Source organism: Streptomyces filipinensis (assembly GCF_014649495.1).
Taxonomy (GTDB): domain Bacteria; phylum Actinomycetota; class Actinomycetes; order Streptomycetales; family Streptomycetaceae; genus Streptomyces; species Streptomyces filipinensis.
In genome coordinates this window covers 412,750-432,508 of record NZ_BMTD01000001.1, presented here as the reverse complement: position 1 = coordinate 432,508, position 19,759 = coordinate 412,750, and the positions used below count along the sequence as shown (strand labels likewise).

15 protein-coding genes and 1 pseudogene are annotated in these 19,759 nt (G+C 72.5%); 7 read left to right on the top strand and 9 right to left on the bottom strand.

Annotated elements, in window-relative coordinates; all coding sequences use genetic code 11:
- Positions 1-167 precede the first annotated feature (167 nt).
- Both IE244_RS01900 and IE244_RS01895 read left to right on the top strand, forming a co-directional pair.
- The gene (locus tag IE244_RS01900; protein ID WP_191870847.1) at positions 168-1,205 is read left to right on the top strand and encodes a hypothetical protein; all 1,038 of its coding nucleotides are present in this window, start codon (positions 168-170) and stop codon (positions 1,203-1,205) included.
- 176 nt (positions 1,206-1,381) lie between these two features.
- Positions 1,382-2,185 carry an SGNH/GDSL hydrolase family protein gene (locus tag IE244_RS01895; protein ID WP_191870846.1) on the top strand — a complete coding sequence of 268 codons (804 nt, stop codon included), beginning with the start codon at positions 1,382-1,384 and terminating at the stop codon, positions 2,183-2,185.
- Between the two features lie 3 nt (positions 2,186-2,188).
- Here IE244_RS01895 and IE244_RS01890 read toward each other — a convergent pair whose 3' ends face one another.
- The 6 genes from IE244_RS01890 to IE244_RS01865 form a co-directional block, all read right to left on the bottom strand.
- Positions 2,189-3,382 (bottom strand): glycosyltransferase, encoded by a 1,194-nt coding sequence (locus tag IE244_RS01890; protein WP_191871390.1) that lies wholly within the window; start codon positions 3,380-3,382, stop codon positions 2,189-2,191.
- Between the two features lie 151 nt (positions 3,383-3,533).
- Positions 3,534-4,670: a serine hydrolase domain-containing protein gene (locus tag IE244_RS01885; RefSeq protein ID WP_191870845.1), complete on the bottom strand. Its 1,137-nt coding sequence runs from the start codon at positions 4,668-4,670 to the stop codon at positions 3,534-3,536.
- Between the two features lie 95 nt (positions 4,671-4,765).
- Positions 4,766-6,535 carry a TIGR03767 family metallophosphoesterase gene (locus IE244_RS01880; protein WP_191870844.1) on the bottom strand — a complete coding sequence of 590 codons (1,770 nt, stop codon included), beginning with the start codon at positions 6,533-6,535 and terminating at the stop codon, positions 4,766-4,768.
- Positions 6,536-6,734: 199 nt separating this feature from the next.
- Positions 6,735-7,226: an NUDIX hydrolase gene (locus IE244_RS01875; protein WP_229853913.1), complete on the bottom strand. Its 492-nt coding sequence runs from the start codon at positions 7,224-7,226 to the stop codon at positions 6,735-6,737.
- Positions 7,227-7,235: 9 nt separating this feature from the next.
- Positions 7,236-8,195 carry a pyridoxamine 5'-phosphate oxidase family protein gene (locus IE244_RS01870; RefSeq protein WP_191870843.1) on the bottom strand — a complete coding sequence of 320 codons (960 nt, stop codon included), beginning with the start codon at positions 8,193-8,195 and terminating at the stop codon, positions 7,236-7,238.
- 2 nt (positions 8,196-8,197) lie between these two features.
- Positions 8,198-8,644 carry a VOC family protein gene (locus IE244_RS01865; RefSeq protein WP_191870842.1) on the bottom strand — a complete coding sequence of 149 codons (447 nt, stop codon included), beginning with the start codon at positions 8,642-8,644 and terminating at the stop codon, positions 8,198-8,200.
- Between the two features lie 114 nt (positions 8,645-8,758).
- On the opposite strand from IE244_RS01865, the gene IE244_RS01860 reads away from it, so the two are divergent.
- The 3 genes from IE244_RS01860 (at position 8,759) to IE244_RS01850 (ending at position 14,124) form a co-directional block, all read left to right on the top strand.
- Positions 8,759-9,301 carry a CGNR zinc finger domain-containing protein gene (locus tag IE244_RS01860; RefSeq protein WP_191870841.1) on the top strand — a complete coding sequence of 181 codons (543 nt, stop codon included), beginning with the start codon at positions 8,759-8,761 and terminating at the stop codon, positions 9,299-9,301.
- 153 nt (positions 9,302-9,454) lie between these two features.
- Positions 9,455-12,751 carry a S8 family serine peptidase gene (locus IE244_RS01855; RefSeq protein ID WP_191870840.1) on the top strand — a complete coding sequence of 1,099 codons (3,297 nt, stop codon included), beginning with the start codon at positions 9,455-9,457 and terminating at the stop codon, positions 12,749-12,751.
- Between the two features lie 353 nt (positions 12,752-13,104).
- Positions 13,105-14,124 (top strand): aspartate-semialdehyde dehydrogenase, encoded by a 1,020-nt coding sequence (locus IE244_RS01850; protein ID WP_191870839.1) that lies wholly within the window; start codon positions 13,105-13,107, stop codon positions 14,122-14,124.
- A gap of 138 nt (positions 14,125-14,262) precedes the next feature.
- On the opposite strand, the gene pepN is transcribed toward IE244_RS01850, so the two are convergent.
- The gene (pepN, locus tag IE244_RS01845) at positions 14,263-16,839 is read right to left on the bottom strand and encodes an aminopeptidase N (RefSeq protein ID WP_191870838.1); all 2,577 of its coding nucleotides are present in this window, start codon (positions 16,837-16,839) and stop codon (positions 14,263-14,265) included.
- 112 nt (positions 16,840-16,951) lie between these two features.
- On the opposite strand from pepN, the gene IE244_RS01840 reads away from it, so the two are divergent.
- The gene (locus tag IE244_RS01840; RefSeq protein WP_191870837.1) at positions 16,952-17,458 is read left to right on the top strand and encodes a DUF1203 domain-containing protein; all 507 of its coding nucleotides are present in this window, start codon (positions 16,952-16,954) and stop codon (positions 17,456-17,458) included.
- Here IE244_RS01840 and IE244_RS01835 read toward each other — a convergent pair.
- Complete coding sequence (locus tag IE244_RS01835) at positions 17,455-18,387, bottom strand: LysR family transcriptional regulator (RefSeq protein WP_191870836.1); 933 nt, start codon at positions 18,385-18,387, stop codon at positions 17,455-17,457. The two genes, IE244_RS01840 and IE244_RS01835, sit on opposite strands and share 4 nt — an antisense overlap.
- A gap of 220 nt (positions 18,388-18,607) precedes the next feature.
- Between IE244_RS01835 and IE244_RS43105 the strand changes: the two are divergent.
- Positions 18,608-18,871 (top strand): annotated as a pseudogene (locus tag IE244_RS43105) (MmyB family transcriptional regulator); the annotation flags it as partial.
- Here the strand turns inward: IE244_RS43105 and IE244_RS01825 are convergent.
- Entirely contained in the window at positions 18,843-19,694 is an 852-nt protein-coding gene (locus IE244_RS01825; protein WP_229853951.1) for a DMT family transporter, read from the bottom strand. The pseudogene IE244_RS43105 and the gene IE244_RS01825 sit on opposite strands and share 29 nt — an antisense overlap.
- Positions 19,695-19,759 lie beyond the last annotated feature (65 nt).

Here is a 19,759-nt window from a genome sequence, read left to right as displayed (position 1 = left end):
TTCGGGCAAGAGTAGCCGTAACCCCTGGTCCGCACCCGATCGGACCAGGGGTTTTCGTTCCCTACTCGGCACCCGAACACCTGACCTTTAGTCCCGGCTTGTCCGCATTTCTCGACGGGCGTGTAACAGCGGTTAAAGGAGGGACCGGGGGCGGGAATCCCGTCGCCATGACGCACAACACCCCGGTCTCCCCCCGCCCCCTCCGCCACCTCTCGGAGGTCCACCGCCGCGTCCTGACGACGGCTCAGCTCCGCGCCCACGGCGTGACGACGGCCGAGCTGAACGAGCAGTGCCGCCCCGGCGGCCCCTGGCAGCTGCTGCTGCCGAACGTGATCCTGCTGCACCCCGGACCGCCGACGAGCGAGGAGCGTCTGCACGGGGCCCTGCTGTACGCCGCCCGCGAGTCCACGCCGGGCGTCCCGGCCCAGCCGACGGCGGAGGAGCCGCACCGCCCGGTCTACGCGGAAGCGATGATCACGGGTCTGGCCGCCCTCACCCTCTACGGCTTCTCCGCCACCCCGCCGCTGGTCTCCCTGGACCACGTCGACGTGCTGGTCCCGCGGCTGCGCCGGCTGCGCTCCTCGGGCTTCGTCCGCGTCCTGCGCACGCCCTCCCTGCCCACGGCCCGGGCGGTGACGGGCCTGCCGGTGGCGCCCGTGCCGCGGGCGCTGGCGGACGCGGTGGCGGAGCTGACGGACGCGGAGGCGGTACGGCGGCTGCTGACCGAGGCGGTGCGCCGCGGCCACTGCGAACCGGCGTCGGTGGTCCGCGAGTTGACCCACGCCAAGCTGCTGAACCGCCCCCACGTGGTGGACGCGGTGGACGCGCTCGTGGCGGAGGGCCGCTCCATCGCCGAGGACCGGCTGTACCGGATGGTCGCCGAGTACGGGCTGCCCGACCCGGTCTGGAACGTCGACCTGCGCCTGCCCGGCGGCCCGCACCTCGGCGGCCTGGACGCCTACTGGCCGGACCAGGCGGTGGCGGTGGAGCTGGACACCCGCGCGCCCCGGCAGGACGACGACGCGCTGTGGTCGGAGTACGCCCGCAAACGCGAACACCTGGAACGCCTGGGGATCACGGTCGTGTACATCACCCCGAGGAAGCTCCGGGACGGGATGGAACAGCAGGCGGCGGTGGTCCGCACCGCCCTGATGGCGTCGGCCGACCGCGACCCGGCCGCCTATGTCGTGGTGCTTCCCCGGTAGTGACGGCCGGGGAGGGCATCAGGAGGGGAGAGGAGGGGCCACCGGACCGCATCCGGTGGCCCCTCCTCGTGCGTGCCGGCGCCCGTCCACTTCTGCTGCGCCGACCGGGTGGCGGTTCACCGGAACGGACGAGCACCGCGGGCGGGACCGGGCGGGCCCGCGATAGGAGGATTCCCATGAGACAGTCCCGAACAGCGGCGGGGGCGTGCTCCCTCCTCCTGGCGGCCGCCTGCGCCTTCGCCGACCCCGCGACGGCCCAGGTGGCGCCCGTGGCCACCGGCTATGTGGCCCTCGGTGACTCCTACTCCGCCGGTGTCGGCGCCGGCGACTACCTGTCCTCCGGCAAGGAGTGCAAGCGCAGCGCCCGGGCGTACCCGGTGCTGTGGGCCGAGACCCACGGGCCGTCGTCGTTCACGTTCGCCGCCTGCAACGGCGCCCGGACGACCGACGTCCTGGCCGACCAGCTCGGTCACCTCGGCCCGCGCACGGGCCTGGTCACCCTCACCGCCGGCGGCAGTGACTCGGGCTTCGGCTCCGTCATGACGACGTGCGCGCTCGGCGGCGACACCCGGTGCCTGTCCGCCCTCTCCGGCGCCCGCACCGCCATGGACGGGACGCTCGCGCACAACCTCGACCGCCTCTACACGGCGATCAGGGAACGGGCGCCCGCCGCCCGCGTCGTGGTGCTGGGCTACCCGCACCTGTACCACCTGAGGGGCACCTGCAGGCTGGGCCTCGCGGACCGGGACCGGGCCGCCGTCAACGACGCCGTGGACCACCTCAACGCGGTGATCGCCATGAGCGCCGCCGGCCACGGCTTCACCTTCGCCGACGTCACCGCCGCCTTCGCGGGCCACGAGATCTGCTCGGCCAGCCCCTGGCTGCGCGGCGTCGACGTGCTGGCGATCACCGAGTCGTACCACCCCACGGCACCGGGGCAGTCCCTCGGCTACCTTCCGGCCCTCACCCGGGCCTCCTGACCGCTACAGCGGCCCGGGCAGCGTCGGCAGCCGGGAGGCGCCGGTGTGGACGCCGTCCAGCAGCGCGGCGTACGCCGCGATCATGCGCGTACGGCTGAAGCGCTCGCGGCTCGCGGCCAGGGCCGGGGCGAGGCCGGCGCGGCCGGCGACCGCCGCCGCCCAGGCCAGGGCGATGGCCTCCGGGTCCTGCGGGGTCACGAAACCGTGGCCCCGGACGATCTCCGCGCTGTCGCCCACGTCCGTCGTCACGGGGACGGCGCCGCACATCATGCCCTCGATCAGGCACAGCGGCGCCGCCTCCCCGGAGGCGGAGGTCAGGGCGACGACGTCGGCGCCGGCGTAGACGGTCTCCATGTCGCGGCGCACGCCGAGCAGACGGATCCGCTCCGCGAGCCGCCGGTCCGCGCCGAACGCGACCTCGGTGTCGGCCCACAGGGCCGGGTTCCCGTCGTTCATCCCCGCGCCGCACATCAGGACGTGGCCCTCGGGCTCGCGGGCGAGCCAGGCGCGGGCCGCGCGCAGCAGGAGCGGGACGTTCTTCATCGTGGCGTAGCGGGCCGCGAAGACGACCACCGGCGCGGTGGCCGGGATGCCCAGGGACGCGCGGAACGCCTGCCGGGCCGCCGGGTCCGGGCGGAACCGGAGCAGGTCGACGCCGTTGGGTATGACGTGCAGCAGCCGGGACGGGATGCCGGCGGCCTCGTAGGCGGCCCGTGTGGACTCGGCGCAGCACACGCAGGCGGCCACCGTGCCGTCGGCGATGGCGGCCTTCAGCTCCTGAAGCGCCGGACCCTGGTTCTCCGGGTCCGACCGGTGCAGGCAGACCACGACCGGGCGGCGGGGCAGGCCGGCCTGGTTCAGCAGGGCCAGCGGCTGCTCCTTCAGGGAGAGGATCACCTCCGCCGCGGCCATCGCCCGGGCCGTTTCGGCCATCTCGGGCCCGCTGAAAACGTTCGCCGCGAGAGCCCCGTCCACCAGGCCGGCGCTGCGGCCGAGCGAGGTGACACCGATCCCGGCCGCGGTCAGCGCCCGGTAGCAGGCGTCGTCCTCCATGCGCTGCCGGGTGGCCTCGCGCCGGACCTCGTCGTGGATGCTGAGTACCTGGTGGGACTGGCCGCCCTCGGCCAGTCCCCGTACGACGTCGCTGTGCACGATCCGGGCTCCTCCGGAGAAGAAACCCTCGTAGACCGACAGCACACGCAGTCCGTGCCTCTGCCGCACGCGACCACCCGCCTTGCATAAATGATCGAGAAGATCGAGCCATCCCCGTCCGTAGCGGGATAGCCGATATGAGGCGGTACGGACGTTACGTACGGGTTAACGGGCAATGTCGTGCATGAAACGGTAGCTAACAGAATTCCCCTTCGACCGCGGCTGCCGTGTCCCCGGTCCAGTCCCCGTTGAAATTGACGGCCAGGGCGTGCCGGCCGTCCGCCGTCACGTCCGCCTCGCTGGTGGAGCCGAAGATGCCACCGCCGTGCCCCCAGACATGAACGCCGCAGCCCAGCCTGGTGTCCATGAGACCGAGGCCGTAGCGGACGCGGGGCGAGATCGTGGTGCGCACGGTGGTCTTCATTTCCTTCAGCTGGTGCGCCGGAAGGAGCTTTCCGCCGAGCAGGGCGCTGTAGAAGCGGTCGAGATCGGCGGAATTCGAGATCATTTCGCCCGCGGAGGCGGCGAGGGACGGGTTGAAGGTCGTGACGTCGTCGGTGGGGCCTTTCGGGCCGCTGAATTTCGAATAGGCGCGACTGCTCGGCTGCGGGACGGTGATCTTCGTGCCGGGCAGGGACGTCGCCTTCAGGTGCAGGGGGGCGATGATGCGGCGGGTGATCTCGGCGGCGTACGTGCGTCCCGTCACCTTCTCGATCACCATGCCGGCGACGACGTAGTTGGTGTTGGAGTAGTTCCAGGACTCCCCGGGCGTGAAGTCCGGCTTGTGTGTCATCGCGATCTCCACCAGCCGGCGCGGGGTGAGCGTGTCGTAGCGGTGCCGGTGGAAGCCGTCCCTGCTGGAGTAGATGCGGTCGAAGTCCTTGTCCGCGGTGTAGTTGTAGATGCCACTGGTGTGGTTCAGGAGCTGCCGGACGGTGATGCGGCGGCCGTCGTGACCGTGCCCGCGGACCACTCCCGGCAGCCACCTGTCCACCGTGTCGTCCAGCGACAGCCGGCCCTCCGCCTCCAGTTGGAGCAGGACGGTGGCGACGAAGGACTTGGTGATGCTGCCGACGCGGTAGCGGTCGGCGGTGGAACGCGGCTCGCCCGTGCGCAGGTCACCTACCCCGGCGGTGGTGGACCAGGTGCCGTGGGCGTCCTTCGCGGTGGCGGTCACGCCGGGCACGCCGGCCGCGACCGCCGCTTCGACGGCCTTGCGGGTGCCGGCGTGGCCGCCGTGCGGGTGGGTGCCGGTGGCGGCCACGGCCGGAGCCGCCAGGGCCGCCGTGAGGAGCAGGGCGGTGGCGCCCACCAGGGTCGTGCGTACGCGCATGTCTTCCCCCAACCTGGGATTCTCGTTCCGGTCGGGAGTAAGAACCTGCGCCGGATGCGCGAAGGTTGCCGCGGCTTACGCCGGTTGAGTGACTTTCAGCCCTTCTTCAGCACCAGCTCCGTGTTCCGGTCGGCCGCGCCGCCCGCGAGGGTCTTGTTGGCGCCGGGGGCGTTGTAGGCCAGCTCGCGGTAGAGGGCGGCGAGGCCGGTCTGGGAGAGGTCGCCGAAGTCCGTGCGGTGCGGGGCGGCGGACTCGATCAGGGTGGTGAACACGGAGATCGTGCCGTCCTTGTTGTCGACCAGCTCGACGATGCGCGCCAGGTGCGGGTAGTCGATGTGCGAGGCGGTGGAGATCTCCCAGAAGGAGCGGCCGCCGGAGGCCTGGTGGGGGGTGATGACGTTCTTGTGGATGTGCCCGTTCACCCAGGCCAGGACGTTGGCGTGGGAGGACAGGACGGAGATCACCTCGGCGCCGTTGTGGCGGCGCTCCCCCGGGCGGGCCGGGTCGGGGCGGGTGTTGGTCATGGACGTGCTGGTGTGGTGGCTGAAGACGACGGCGTAGGAGTCCTTGTTGTCCTTCAGCGTCTTGTCCAGCCACTTCAGCTGGGCGGTGCCGAGGGAGCCCTCGTAGTGGCCGCCGGCGTCGGTGGTGTCGAGGCTGATGCCGATGACGTCGTCGGAGATACGGAAGGCGTAGTACTGGGTGCCCGCGTCGAGGTTCGCCGAGGAGTAGCCGTGGCCGACCGGGCCGTGCCCCTGGTACGCCGGGTCGAGGTGGGCCTTGAGGTAGTCGGCCTGGGTGTACGGGGCGCGCTTCTCGTCCGCCGTGACCGAGCGCATGGAGCGGGCGTGGGCCTTGAGGAAGTCGCGGTAGCCGGCGCCCCTGGGGTCGGTGGCGTTCTTGATGGCGTCCTGGAGCTTCTTGGCGTCGGCGTCGGAGACGCTGAACAGCTTCTTGCCGGCGATGGCCGCCTCGGCGAGGTAGGGGTCGCCGTGGGAGCCGTAGCAGCCGAGCGGGAGGGCGTCGTGGTTGCCGACGGTGGAGTACCAGGGCAGCTTCAGGCCGGGGCTGTTCACCTCGCGGATCGCGGCGGCCAGGAAGCCCCCGAGATGCGGGAAGCCGAGCGCCTTGTCGTTGTCCCGGGTGGTGGAGTCCGGCTGCCAGTACAGCTTCAGACCGCTGTTCTGCACGCCCTCGTAGTGCCGGGGGTCACCGGAGTTGGGGGTGATACGGCCACCGCTCATCACCTTCATGAACCACTCCAGCTCGGAGTGGGCGTTGTTGTCGGTGTTGTCTCCGGTGGTCATGACGAAGTGCAGCGGGGCGCCGGTGACGGGGGCGCCGTGCAGCGCGTTGACCCGCTCGACGAGCGAGATGGCACCGGGCACGGTGAGCGCCTCCTGCGGACGCCAGGCGTGCACGTCGTGCGAGCGCAGGTACTCCAGCCGCAGCGGGTGCTGGACGTCCTGCAGATGCAGGTCGGTGAACTGCACGAACGCGGCGAGCGTGGTACGGCGGCCCGCCCGGCCGGACTTGGGCGCGGCCAGCTCGCCGCGCACCACCCGCGGCCAGCCGGAGCCGTCGCCGAGCCGGCGGTAGCCGTAGCTGTTGCGCGGTGCGGCGACCGAGGCGAGGGTGGTGCCCTTGGTGTACGGGGCGAGGGCCGCCCCGGCGGCCTGCCGGGAGTGGGCGACGGGCGCCTCGGCGCCGGCGCCCGTCTCCGGCGCGCCGGTGGCGGCCTGGCTGTCGGTGGGCCGGAGGGCGTAGCCGACGCCCGCGGAGAGCGAGACCGCTCCGGCGGCGGCGAGGACGGTACGGCGGTTGACCCCCAGAGCGGAGGTGGTGACAGAGCGTATGCGCGACATGGCGCGATCTCCCCGAGTGCGAACGCGTCGGCAGTGGTCGCGGGCCGTCGCAGGCGCGAACGCCCCGCTCGCTCTGGATGTTTGGCACCGGGGATGACCTGTGCGTGAACGCGGCGGCAACGCGCAGCGCCCATCACCGTACGTGGATCTGCGGGGAGGGACGCGGTCATGGAGTGGATCGCGGGCGGCCCAGGGCCGGCTACTCCTCGTTCATCTCCTGGGGTAGGGGACGGGCTCCGGCCGCGAGATGGCCGTGCGCGGGCCGCTCCTGCCAGAGCCGCAGCGCGACGTCGACCAGACGCACCCGGGTGAGGCCGGGTACGGCCGAAAGGTCCTGCCATGCGGCGAAGTCGGTGGATCCGTCGACCTCGTAGCGGAGTTCGCCGCCGGTGACCTCGCCCTCGTAGAGGAGGCGCAGGGCATGGTGGCGGGTGGGGCGCCGCAGACCGCGGCGGGGGAAGAGGTGCCGCCGGGAGTCCACGCCGAGGAGACCGGTCACCTCGATGCGGTAGCCGGTCTCCTCGGTGACCTCCCGGCGGACGGTGTCGTACGGGTCCTCACCGTGCTCCATGCCGCCGCCGGGCAGCACCCATTCGGGAGGACCCCCGTCGAGGCCGGGGGACCGGGCGAGCAGGATCCGTCCGTCGCGGACGCATACGGCGTAGGCCGCCACCCTCAAGTTCTGTCGCATTCCTGGACGTTAGCCCGGCCCGTCCGGATTGGCCGGTGAGTATTCCGGCGGGGACCAGCGCAGGGGCAGGGCGGCCGGGGTCCACCGGGCCTCGGCGAGGGTGAAGCGGACGGTGCGTGCGCCGTCGGCGGTGAACTCGGTGTGCGCCTCGCCGGTCAGCTGGAGGGTGGTGCCGGTGGTCCAGTCGAGGAAGAGCAGGCCCGCGCGGGGGTCGGTGCGCAGATTGCCCAGGGTGAGGAACATGGCGTTGCCGGGGTAGTCCGGCCAGGTCAGTTCGCGCGGTGACGCGATCCGCACGAAGCCGGGGTTGCCGCCGCGGTGGCTGACGTCCGCTCCGCCGGGGTGCGTGGTGGCCAGGAAGAAGGTGTCGGCCGCGCGGACGAACTCCCTCTGGCGCGGGGTGAGTCCGGTCATGCGGTGGGGAGTTCCGGGGGTGCGGTCGGTGAGGATCTCGTACGACTCCCTGCGCTGGATGTACTTGGGGCAGTTGGAGAAGACCTGGTCCGCCTCGACCGTGAAGCCCGCCGGTGTCGGCCTCAGCCGGCCGTTGAGGCGCATACGGCGGCGGGTGCGGGGATCGAGGGCGATGGTGCCGATGGGCGTGCGGGGGGTGGTCAGCGCGTCCGCCAAGGGGTCCTTCAGGCCGCCACCCGCGTGCGGGTCGCTGGTGGTGGCTCGCGCGGCTCCCCGCGCCCCCGCGGGCACGCCCTCCTGCCCGGTGCGGGTGAGGACCGACATCCGTCCCGGGCCCGTGGCCCGGACGAAGCCGGGGCGGCCCGTGAGCGCGGAGGCCCACACCCGGCCCGTCTCCGGGGCCGCCGCGCCCACGACCAGCAGGGGCTGGAGCTCCAGGAAGGCCGCCGCGACCGGCTTGATGTCCTGGCCGAGGGAGCGGCCCACATGGTCGGCGCGGTCGCGTACACCCATCAGCTCCTGCACGGCGAGCGAGCCCGCGTGGTAGGTGCCCACGGCTAGAAGAAGCCGCAGGTCGGTGCGGAGGCGTGGGGGGCCGGGGCGCCGTCGGGGCCGAGCGGGGCGGAGATCTCCAGGCGGATGCCGTCCGGGTCGTGGAAGAAGATCCCGCCCGAGGTCGCGCCCTCACGGTGGGCGACCACGCCGTCGTACGCGAAATCCGCTCCGGCGGCCCGCAGCGCGGTCTCGTACGCCTGGACGCGGTCGACGGAGTCGACCGTGAAGGCGAGGTGGTGCAGTCCGGGCCGGTCGCGGTCGTACGCCCCCCGCGCCTGCTGCCAGAGGGTGACGAGCGGCTGACCGCCGTCCTCCCCGAGGAGCGCGTAGCGCCGGCCGTCCTCCTTGCCCTCAGCGAGCAGGGCGAAGCCCAGGACGTCCCGGTAGAAGGCGAGCGAGCGGTCGAGGTCGGTGACGTTCAGGCCGGTGTGCGCGAGGCGCGGGCTCATGGCTGTTCCCTTCGGTGCGATCCATCTAACCGTTGTACTTCACAGTAGAGGGTTAGGTTCGATCGGGTCAACCGGTGACGTACGCTTTACTGGTTAGCCGAGAAGGAGGGCCCGATGTCCGCCGCCCGCGATCCCCGCCCGCTCACCGGTGAGCCCCTCGCCCTCGACCTGCTCAACACCCGGTGGAACCGGGAGGGCGTCACCCAGGACCTGCTCGACGGCACCGGGGGGCTGGCGGTGTGGCTCGCGAGCAACGGGCTGGCCGGCACCCACCCGGCCGACGCGGAGGTGCTGCGCCATCTGCGCGAGGCCCGCGAGGCGATCGCGGCCGCGGTGCACGGGCCGCCGCGGGAGGCGGCGCCGCTCGTGGACGCCGTACTGGCGCACGGGCGCATCCGGGCCCGGCTGACCGAGGACGGTCCCGCCGAGGAGCCGGAGTTCGCCGACCCGTCCTGGGGCCCGGCCTGGCTCGCCGCCCGCGACTATCTGGACCTGCTCGGCAGGGCGCCGGAGCGGATCCGCTCGTGCGCCGGCGGCGGCTGCGTCCTGCACTTCTTCGACACGTCGCGCAACGGCACCCGCCGCTGGTGCTCGATGGCCGCGTGCGGCAACCGCGCGAAGGCCTCCCGGCACTACGCGCGCTCCAAGGAGAACTGAGCGGATTCCGGTCCATTCAGGCCGGTTCCACGCATAACCATCGCGGGTTTTCCCCATACATCCATATCGTTTCGGTCAACGGACGCCAAAGTCCGGCGCCTTGGGCAAGGCTGAGCGCTCTCGTCCGCTCGTTCCTTGACCCGAGGGATGCCGATGACCCACACGCAAGAGCGTGATCCCATACCCGGCCACAGACGCCTGGCCCGCATGGCCGTGACCGTGGGCGTGGTGGCCGCCCTGTCCGCTGCCGGGCCGATACCCCTGGCCCTCGCCGCCGGTACGCCGTCCGCACCGGCCACCGGACCCGGCGTCAAGTCCGCCCACGACAAGCTGGGTTCGGACGACGCCTCACTGCTCGCCGACGCCAAGGCCGACGGCGACAAGAACGTCACGATGATGATCGCGACGGCCCCCGGGCAGACCGAGCAGGTCGCCAAGGAGCTGGCCGCGGTCAAGGGCGGCTCGGTGGGCCGCACCTACGACAGGGTCGGCTACGTCCGCGCCACCGTACCGACGGCCCGCGCGGACGCGGCCATCGCCGCCGCCGCGAAGCTCTCCTCGGTGCACGCCATCGACCTCAGGCAGGAGATACCGCTCGACGACCCGGCGCCGAACGGCCCGAAGTCCGGCTCGCCCGCCGCCGGCCGCCCCGGCCCCGACCGGAAAACCCCCGCCGCGAACCCGTACAACCCGTCCTTCGAGACCGGTGCCGTCGACTTCGTCCGGGAGCACCCGAAGGCCGACGGCCGCGGCATCACCATCGGCATCCTCGACTCCGGCGTCGACCTCGGCCACCCGGCGCTGCAGAAGACCACCACCGGCGAGCGGAAGATCGTCGACTGGGTGACCTCGACCGACCCGATCGCGGACGGCGACGCGACCTGGCGGCCGATGGTCACCACGGTCTCCGGACCCAGCTTCTCCTACGGCGGCGCGACCTGGACGGCGCCCTCCGGCTCCTACGGGATCAGCACCTTCAAGGAGTCCGCCACCACGGGCGGCGACGAGAAGGGCGACCTCGACCGGGACGGCGACACCACCGACAGCTGGGGCGTGCTGTACGACGCGGCGGCCGGCACGGTCACCGTCGACCTGAACGGCAACCACGACTTCACCGACGACACGCCGATGAAGCCGTACAAGGACGGCTACCAGGTCGGCTACTTCGGCACCGACGACCCGAAGACCGACGTGGCCGAACGGGTGCCGTTCGTCGTGCAGATCCGCAAGGACGTGCCGATGGACCCGTACGGCGGCGACTGGGTCGGCAAGAAGGCCGACTTCGTCAACATCGGTGTCATCGAGTCCGAGCACGGCACGCACGTCGCGGGCATCACCGCCGCCAACGGCCTGTTCGGCGGGAAGATGAACGGCGCGGCCCCCGGCGCGAAGCTCGTCTCCTCGCGCGCCTGCACCTGGACCGGCGGCTGCACCAACGTGGCCCTCACCGAGGGCATGATCGACCTGGTCACGAACCGGGGCGTCGACATCGTCAACATGTCGATCGGCGGTCTGCCGGCCCTGAACGACGGCAACAACGCGCGCGCCGAGCTGTACACCCGGCTCATCGACACCTACGGCGTGCAGCTGGTGATCTCGGCCGGCAACTCCGGACCGGGCGCCAACACCATCGGCGACCCCGGCCTCGCCGACAAGGTGATCTCGGTCGGCGCCGCCATCTCCAGGCAGACCTGGGCCGCGGACTACGGCTCGGTGGTGGAGAAGAAGTACCAGATGATGCCGTTCTCCTCGCGCGGCCCGCGTGAGGACGGCGGCTTCACGCCGACCCTGGTCGCGCCGGGTGCCGCGATCAACTCCACCCAGACCTGGCTGCCCGGCGCCCCGGTCCCCGAGGCGGGCTACTCGCTGCCGGCCGGCTACTCCATGCTCCAGGGCACCTCGATGGCCTCCCCGCAGGCGACGGGAGCCTCCGCGCTGCTGCTGAGCGCCGCCAGGCAGAAGGGCATCGTGCTGCCGCCCGCCACGCTGCGCACGGCGCTGACCTCGACGGCCCACCACATCAAGGGGGCGCAGGCGTACGAGGAGGGCGCGGGCCTGATCGACGTCGTGGACGCCTGGGACGCCGTCAAGGACGACGCCCAGGCCCACGACTACACGGTCAGGGCCCCGGTCGACACCGCGCTCGACCAGGCCCTGAAGACCCCCGGCTTCGGCACCGGCCTGTACGACCGCGAGGGCGGTCTGAAGGCGGGCGAGAAGAAGACCTACGACGTCACCGTCACCCGCACCTCCGGCCCCGACAAGGCGGTCCGGCACGAGCTGCGCTTCGCGAACAACGCCGGGCACACCTTCGGGATCGTCGGCGCCGACGAGGTGTGGCTGCCGCTGAACCGGCCGGTGACGGTCAAGGTCCAGGCGGCACCGGCGTCCGCGGGCGTCAAGAGCGCGATCCTGGAGGTCGACGACCCGAGGACCGAGGGCGTCGACAAGCAGATCCTCACCACGGTGGTCGTCTCCACCCCGGTGAAGTACACGTACTCGGCGACGGGTTCGGTGCAGCGCAACAGCACACGGTCGTACTTCCTGACCGTGCCCGAGGGCGCGAAGTCCCTTGAGGTCGCGATCGGCGGGCTGAAGGACGGGAGCCAGACCCGGTTCATCGCCATCCACCCGTACGGCACCCCGGTCGACAACACCGGCACCCCGTACTGCTACCCCAACTACCTCGACGGCAACGGCTGCAAGCCCGACGTGCGCTCCTACGCCGACCCGCAGCCCGGCGTCTGGGAGGTGGAGGTCGAGTCCCGGCGCACGTCCCCGCTGCTGGACAACCCGTACACGCTGGACGTCAGCGTGCTGGGCGCGGCCTTCGACCCGGCGACGGTGACCGTGCCCGAGGCGAAGGCCGGTGTGCCGGCCGACGCCACCTGGAAGGTCACCAACGCGTACGCGGCCCTGGACGGCAAGCTGACCGGCGGCCCGCTCGGCTCCGCCCGGACGACCCGTCCGTCCCTCGGGCAGGGCGAGAAGCAGATCACCACGGTGGACGTGCCGGCCGGCGCCAAGTCCCTGGACGTCGCGATCGGCAACGTCTCCGACGCGGCCGCCGACCTCGACCTGACCGTGTACGACGCGAGCGGCAAGCAGGTCGCCCAGTCCGCCGACGGCGACTCGGAGGAGGCGGTCTCCGTCCCCTCCCCGGCCGCCGGCACGTACACCATCGAGGTCGTCGGCTACTCGGTCCCGTCGGGTACCACCGCCTACGACTACCGGGACGTGTTCTTCTCCCCCACGCTCGGCACGGTCACGGTGGACGACGCCACGCCCGTCAAGCTCGGTACGGGCGACTCGGCCACGGTGACCGGGCAGGTCACGGCCGCCGCCCAGGCACCGGCCGGCCGTGAGTTCTTCGGGCAGGTCCAGCTGGTGAACGCGCACGGCACGGTCGCGGGCACCGGCAGCGTGAAGATCGGGAAGGTCACGCCGTAACCCGGAGCGGCTCTGGTGAGGGGCGGGCGTCCGTCCGGGCGCCCGCCCCTCATGGCGTACCGGTCGGCTCCCCGCCCGGCGGGTGGCTCCGGGGTCGCGGAGGCGTACGTCACACCGCCGTGTGGCCGCCACCCGGACGGGCAGGGACGGGACAGCACAGCTTGCGGCCCGGGCGCCTCGCGGAGGGAACATCTCCAGCTCAGCGGGGTGCCCGACGGACGTACGGAACCGTCCGCGGGGTGATCGTGTCCCACTCTTCGGGCACGGCTCGCAAAGAATTGGACAGGTGGACCGGGGTGGGCCGCATGATGGAAAAGCCCCGGTCATGCACGAGACACACAGAGGGAGACACCGTGAGGGTCGGAATCGTCGGAGCCACCGGTCAGGTCGGCACGGTCATGCGCAGGATCCTCACGGAGCGCAACTTCCCGGTGACGCAGCTGCGCCTGTTCGCCTCGGCCCGCTCGGCCGGCACCGTGCTGGACGGTGTGACGGTGGAGGACGCGGCGACCGCCGACTACACCGGCCTGGACATCGTGCTCTTCTCCGCGGGCGGCGCGACCTCCAAGGCGCTGGCCGAGAAGGTCGCCGCCCAGGGCGCCGTCGTGATCGACAACTCCTCGGCCTGGCGCAAGGACCCCGAGGTCCCGCTGGTGGTCTCCGAGGTCAACCCGCACGCGGTCGCCGACCGCCCCAAGGGCATCATCGCCAACCCGAACTGCACGACGATGGCCGCGATGCCGGTCCTGAAGCCGCTGCACGAGGAGGCCGGCCTGGAGGCGCTGGTCGTCGCCACCTACCAGGCGGTGTCCGGTTCGGGTCTCGCGGGCGTGGCCGAGCTGCACGGCCAGGTGCAGAAGGTCGCCGCGGAGGCCGACAAGCTCACCCACGACGGCGCGGCGGTCGACTTCCCCGAGCCGCAGGTCTACAAGCGCTCCATCGCCTTCAACGTGCTGCCGCTGGCGGGCTCGATCGTCGACGACGGTCTGAACGAGACCGACGAGGAGCAGAAGCTGCGCAACGAGTCCCGCAAGATCCTGGAGATCCCCGGGCTGAAGGTCTCCGGCACCTGTGTGCGCGTCCCGGTCTTCTCCGGCCACTCCCTCCAGGTCAACGCCCGCTTCGCCCGTCCGATCAGCCCTGAGCGCGCGACCGAGCTGCTCGCGAAGGCGCCCGGCGTCGCCCTCTCCGAGATCCCGACCCCGCTGCAGGCGGCCGGCCAGGACCCGTCGTACGTCGGCCGCATCCGCCGCGACGAGACCTCCGACCACGGTCTCGCCCTGTTCATCTCCAACGACAACCTCCGCAAGGGCGCCGCACTGAACGCGGTCCAGATCGCGGAGCTGGTGGCGGCGGAGCTGTCGGCGAAGTAGGCCCGAAGCGAACCTCCCGCCCAAAGCCCCGGCCCTTCAGGGTCCGGGGCTTTTGGTCATCACGCTTGGGGAATCACCGGGACACGAAGGGGCGCCTGGTGTCGTGAGACACCAGGCGCCCCGTCACCGTGTGAAGGACTACTCGCCCGCCGCCGCGTCCGCCGCCTGTGCCCTCAGGGCGCGCTCGACGCCCGCGCGGGACTCCGAGACGAGGCGGCGCAGCGCCGCGTTCGGCTCGGCCGCGGCCAGCCAGGTGTCGGTCTTGGCCAGGGTCTCCTCGGAGACCTGGACCGCCGGGTACAGGCCGATGGCGATCTGCTGGGCGATCTCGTGCGAACGGGAGTCCCAGACGCCCTTGACGACCTCGAAGTACCTGTCCGTGAAGGACGCGAGCAGCTCGCGCTGGTCGGTCTGGACGAAGCCGCCGATCACGGCCTCCTGCACCGCGTTCGGCAGCTTGTCGGACTCGACCACCGCGGCCCAGGCCTCCGCCTTGGCCTCGGCCGTCGGGCGGGCCGCGCGGGCGGTGGCCGCGTGCCGCTCACCGGCCGCGGTCTTGTCCCGCTCGTACTCGGCCGCGATCTCGGCCTCGTCGAACCGGCCGACCGCCGCCAGCCGCTCCACGAACGCCCAGCGCAGCTCGGTGTCCACGGCCAGGCCCTCGACGGTGTGGGTGCCGTCCAGCAGGGCTTCCAGGAGGTCCAGCTGCTCGGGGGTGCGGGCGGTGGCCGCGAAGGCACGGGCCCAGGCCAGCTGGTGGTCGCCGCCCGGCTGGGCCGCGCGCAGGTGGGCCAGCGTGGCGTCGGTCCAGCGGGTCAGCAGGGACTCGCGGGCGGCCGGGTCGGCGTACAGGTCGATGGCGAGCTTGACCTGGCGGTGCAGCGACTGCACGACGCCGATGTCGGACTCCTTGCCGATGCCGGACAGGACGAGCGCGAGGTAGTCGCGGGCGGCCAGCTCGGCGTCCCGCGTCATGTCCCAGGCGGAGGCCCAGCACAGGGCGCGCGGCAGGGACTCGGTGAAGTCGCCGAGGTGCTCGGTGACGACCGCGAGGGACTGCTCGTCCAGGCGGACCTTGGCGTACGACAGGTCGTCGTCGTTGAGCAGGACGACCGCGGGGCGGCGCCTGCCGGTCAGCTGCGGTACGGCCGTCAGCTCGCCGTCGACGTCCAGTTCGAGGCGGTCGGTGCGGACCAGCTTGCCGGAGCCGGCGTCGAGGTCGTACAGGCCGATGGCGATGCGGTGCGGGCGCAGGGTGGGCTCGCCCTTGGCGCCGGCGGGCAGCGCCGGGGCCTCCTGGCGGACGGCGAAGGAGGTGATCACCCCGTCGGCGTCGGTGGCGACCTCGGGCCGCAGGATGTTGATGCCGGCCGTCTCCAGCCATTTCCTCGACCAGGTCTTCAGGTCCCGGCCGGAGGTCTCCTCCAGGGCGCCCAGCAGGTCGGACAGGCGCGTGTTGCCGAACGCGTGCCGCTTGAAGTAGGCCTGCACGCCCTTGAAGAACTCGTCCTCGCCGACGTACGCGACCAGCTGCTTGAGGACGGAGGCGCCCTTGGCGTACGTGATGCCGTCGAAGTTGACGAGGACGTCGTCCAGGTCACGGATGTCCGCCATGATCGGGTGCGTGGACGGCAGCTGGTCCTGCCGGTACGCCCAGGTCTTCATCGAGTTGGCGAACGTGGTCCACGAGTGCGGCCAGCGCGAGCCGGGCGCGGCGGCCTGGCAGGCGATGGAGGTGTAGGTGGCGAACGACTCGTTCAGCCACAGGTCGTTCCACCACTCCATCGTGACGAGGTCGCCGAACCACATGTGGGCCAGCTCGTGCAGGATCGTCTCGGCCCGGACCTCGTACGCCGCGTCGGTCACCTTGGACCGGAAGACGTACTGGTCGCGGATGGTGACGGCACCGGCGTTCTCCATCGCGCCCGCGTTGAACTCGGGCACGAACAGCTGGTCGTACTTCTTGAAGGGGTAGGCGTAGTCGAACTTCTCCTGGAACCAGTCGAAGCCCTGCCGGGTCACCTCGAAGATCGCGTCCGAGTCGAGGAACTCGGCGAGCGAGGGCCGGCAGTAGATGCCGAGCGGCACCGACTGGCCGTCCTTCTCGTACACGCTGTGCACGGAGTGGTACGGGCCGACGATCAGCGCGGTGATGTAGGACGAGATGCGCGGGGTCGGCTCGAAGGCCCAGACGTTGTCCTTGGGCTCGGGCGTCGGCGAGTTGGAAATGACGGTCCAGCCCTCGGGCGCCTTCACGGTGAACTGGAAGGTGGCCTTCAGGTCCGGCTGCTCGAACGAGGCGAAGACGCGGCGGGCGTCCGGGACCTCGAACTGGGTGTAGAGGTAGGCCTGTTCGTCGACGGGGTCGACGAACCGGTGCAGGCCCTCGCCGGTGTTGGTGTAGGCGCAGTCCGCGACGACCCGCAGGATGTTGCGCCCCTCCAGCAGCTCCGGCAGGGCGATCCGCGAGTCCTTGAAGACCTCGGCGGCATCCAGCTGGTCGCCGTTCAGGACCACCTCGTGGACGGTCGGCGCCACCAGGTCGATGAAGGACTCGGCACCGCCGCGGGCCACGTCGAAACGCACCGTGGTCACGGACCGGTAGGTACCGCCTTCCTGCGCGCCGGAGAGGTCGAGATCGATCTCGTACGAGTCAACGGTGAGCAGCTCGGCCCGCTGCTGCGCCTCTTCGCGAGTCAGGTTTGTGCCAGGCACGCGGTCATCTCCTCGTTATGTGTGGGTTGCGCCATCCTTCCATGGGATCCACGAGGAGCGCGATGTCCGGATCCCGCCGGTCAGCGGGGCGCCGCGGCAGGACGCTGGAGGCATGACGCCGACACACACGCCACGGCCCGTCCCGGCCCGGGTTCTCAGGGAGCTGCGGACCGCCGACGACGCGGGGCGCCCCCTGGCCCCCTTCACCGACGAGGAGGGCGGCGCCCCGTTGCGCTGCTGTCTGCGCCGCAGCGCGCCGGGCGAGGCGATCGCCCTGGTCTCGTACGCGCCGCTGCGCCGCTGGGCCGCTGAGACGGGCGCCGATCCGGGGGCGTACGACGAGCAGGGACCGGTCTTCATCCACGCCGGGGACTGCCCGGGCCCGTCCGGCACGGCCCTGCCCTTCACCGACGCCCACCGCACCCTGCGCCGCTACTCGGCCGAGGGCCGCATCCTGGGCGGCCGTCTGGTGACACCCGCCCAGGGCCCGGAGAGCGCGGGAGACCCGGAGTGTTTCGCGACGGCCCTCACCGAGGCCTTCGCCGATCCGCGGGTGGCGTTGGTGCATGTGCGGGCGGTGGAGTACGGGTGTTTCCTGTACGAGGTGCGGCGCGCCTAGGACCGGGGGGTGGGACGTCCGCCCGGGTGACCGGGGGCGGCCGCCACCTCCCGCAGGGCCTCCAGCACACGCGTCACCGCCCGCCCCGTCTCCCCGCCCCTGCGCACCGCCGCCGTCACATGGCGGACCGGGCCGGCCGGGCCGAGGTCGCGCATGACGACGCCGGTGCGGGGGGCCGCGGCCATGCGGGGGATCAGGGCCACGCCCATGCCCGCCTCCACCATGGCGAGGATCGCGGTCCACCCGGAGGCCGAGTGGCCCTGGTGGGGGCTGAAGCCGGCGGTCTCGCAGGCGCGGCGGGTGATGTCCGACCAGGGGCCGCTGCCGCCGAAGATCCAGGGTTCCGCGGCCAGGTCGGTGAGGGTCGGGGCGGGGGCCGTGGCCAGGGGGTGGTCGGGGGGCAGGGCGAGGTCGAGGGGGTCGGTGAGCAGGGGTACGCGGGTGAAGCGGGGGTCGGCCGCGCTGGGGGCCTCGGCGGCGAGGGACAGGGCGAGGTCGACGTCACCGGCGGCGAGCAGGTCGTAGGCCGCGGCGGCCTCCGCCTCCCGTATGCGGACGGTCACCCCGGGGTGCGCCTCGCGCAGGGCCCGTACGGCCGGTACGACGAGCGCGGGCACCGCCGTGGAGAAGGCGCCGACCCGGACCTCGCCCGCCTCGCCGCGCGCGTAGGCCGCCAGTGCCGCGTCGGCGCGCTCCAGCTGCTCGAACACCGCCTCGGCGTGGGTCAGTACCAGCCGGGCGGCGTCGGTGAGCCGGACCCGCCGTCCGTGCGCCTCCAGCAGGGGCACGCCGAGCTGGGCGGCGAGATTGGTGAGCTGCTGGGACACCGCGGACGGAGTCATGTGCAGGGCCTCGGCCGTCGCGGTCACGGTCCCCCGCTCGCGCAGGGTGCGCAGGATCTGCAGCTTGCGGATGTCCCACTCGGCCATGCGCGCACGCTACACGCCGGTCTCCCGGGCGACCGGGTCGACCGTGCTCCGGTCCTGCTCGCCGCGGCCCTCGGCGAGCGCCGCGGAGAACCTTCCGCCACCCGGCCGCGCGCCGTCCGTACGGCGACTGGGGCGAGGTCGCCGCCGCCACGGTCGCGCATCTCCGGGCGGCGGCCGGGCGCCGTCCGGACCCCCCCCGGACGTCACCGGCGCGGTCGGCGAACTCGTCGTCGGGAGCGGGGAGTCCGCGGCCCTGGGGCAGCGGTACGAGGTGCGCAGCCGGACCAACGGGCGCGAGCACTTCGCCCATCCGGCCATGGGCACGATGACCCTGAGCCACGAGGCCCACGAGGTCGCCCGCACCGACGGGCACGGGCTGGTCGTGTACCAGGCCGAGCCGGGCAGCCCGGACCACGAGGCCATGGTCCCGCTGGGACACGCGGACCCCGCGGCCGTCACCGCCGGGAGCCCGCGCCCAGGATGACCCCGCCCAGGATCAGCGCCATCGACAGCAGCTGCGGCAGGCCCGTCGTCTCGCCGAGCACGGCCCAGGACAGCAGGGCCACGCAGACCGGCTGGAGGTGGTAGACGATGCCGGCGCGGGTCGCGCCGATCAGGCCGACGGCCCGGTTCCAGGCGAAGAAGGCGAGCGCCGAGGAGGCGACGCCGACGTAGAGGAGGGGCAGGACCGTGCCGGGGGCCGGGTGGAAGGAGCCCTGCACGGCCACGCTCACCGCCTGCGCGGGCAGCAGCAGGACCGTGCCGGTCAGGAACGTGCTGAACAGGAAGGCGGTGCCGCCGAGTTCGGCGGGCTTGCGGCGCAGCAGCGCGCTGTAGCCGGCGAAGCAGCACGCGGCGGCGGTCATCCACAGGCCGCCGGGCGAGAAGTCGGCGCCGCCGCCGACCAGCAGGGCCACGCCCGCGCAGGCGACGAGCAGGCCGGTGGTGCGCCGGGCACCGAGCCGGGCGCCGCCCAGCCGTTCGAACACGGCCATGAGCACCGGCGAGGCGGCCATGATCATGCCCATGGTGGCGGCGGGGGTGGTCACTCCGGCCTGGTTGACGAGGGTGTTGTAGACGGCGACGCCGAGCAGGGAGGCGAGGAGCACGTAGCGGGCGTGCCGGCGCAGCAGGGACCGCTGGCGCCAGGCCTGCCGCGCGCCGAAGGGTGCCACGGCGAGGAGGGCGATCACCCAGCGCCAGAAGGCGTGCTGGACGGGCGGGACGCTGTCGTGCAGGCCGCGGGAGGTGACGAAGCTGCCCGACCAGACGACCGTGGCGAGCGCGGCGCAGGCGAGGCCCAGCAGGGAGGCGGCGGCCTCGCGCGGACGGCGGGCGGCCGCCGGGGTCTCGGTGCTGCTGGTCCGGTGCA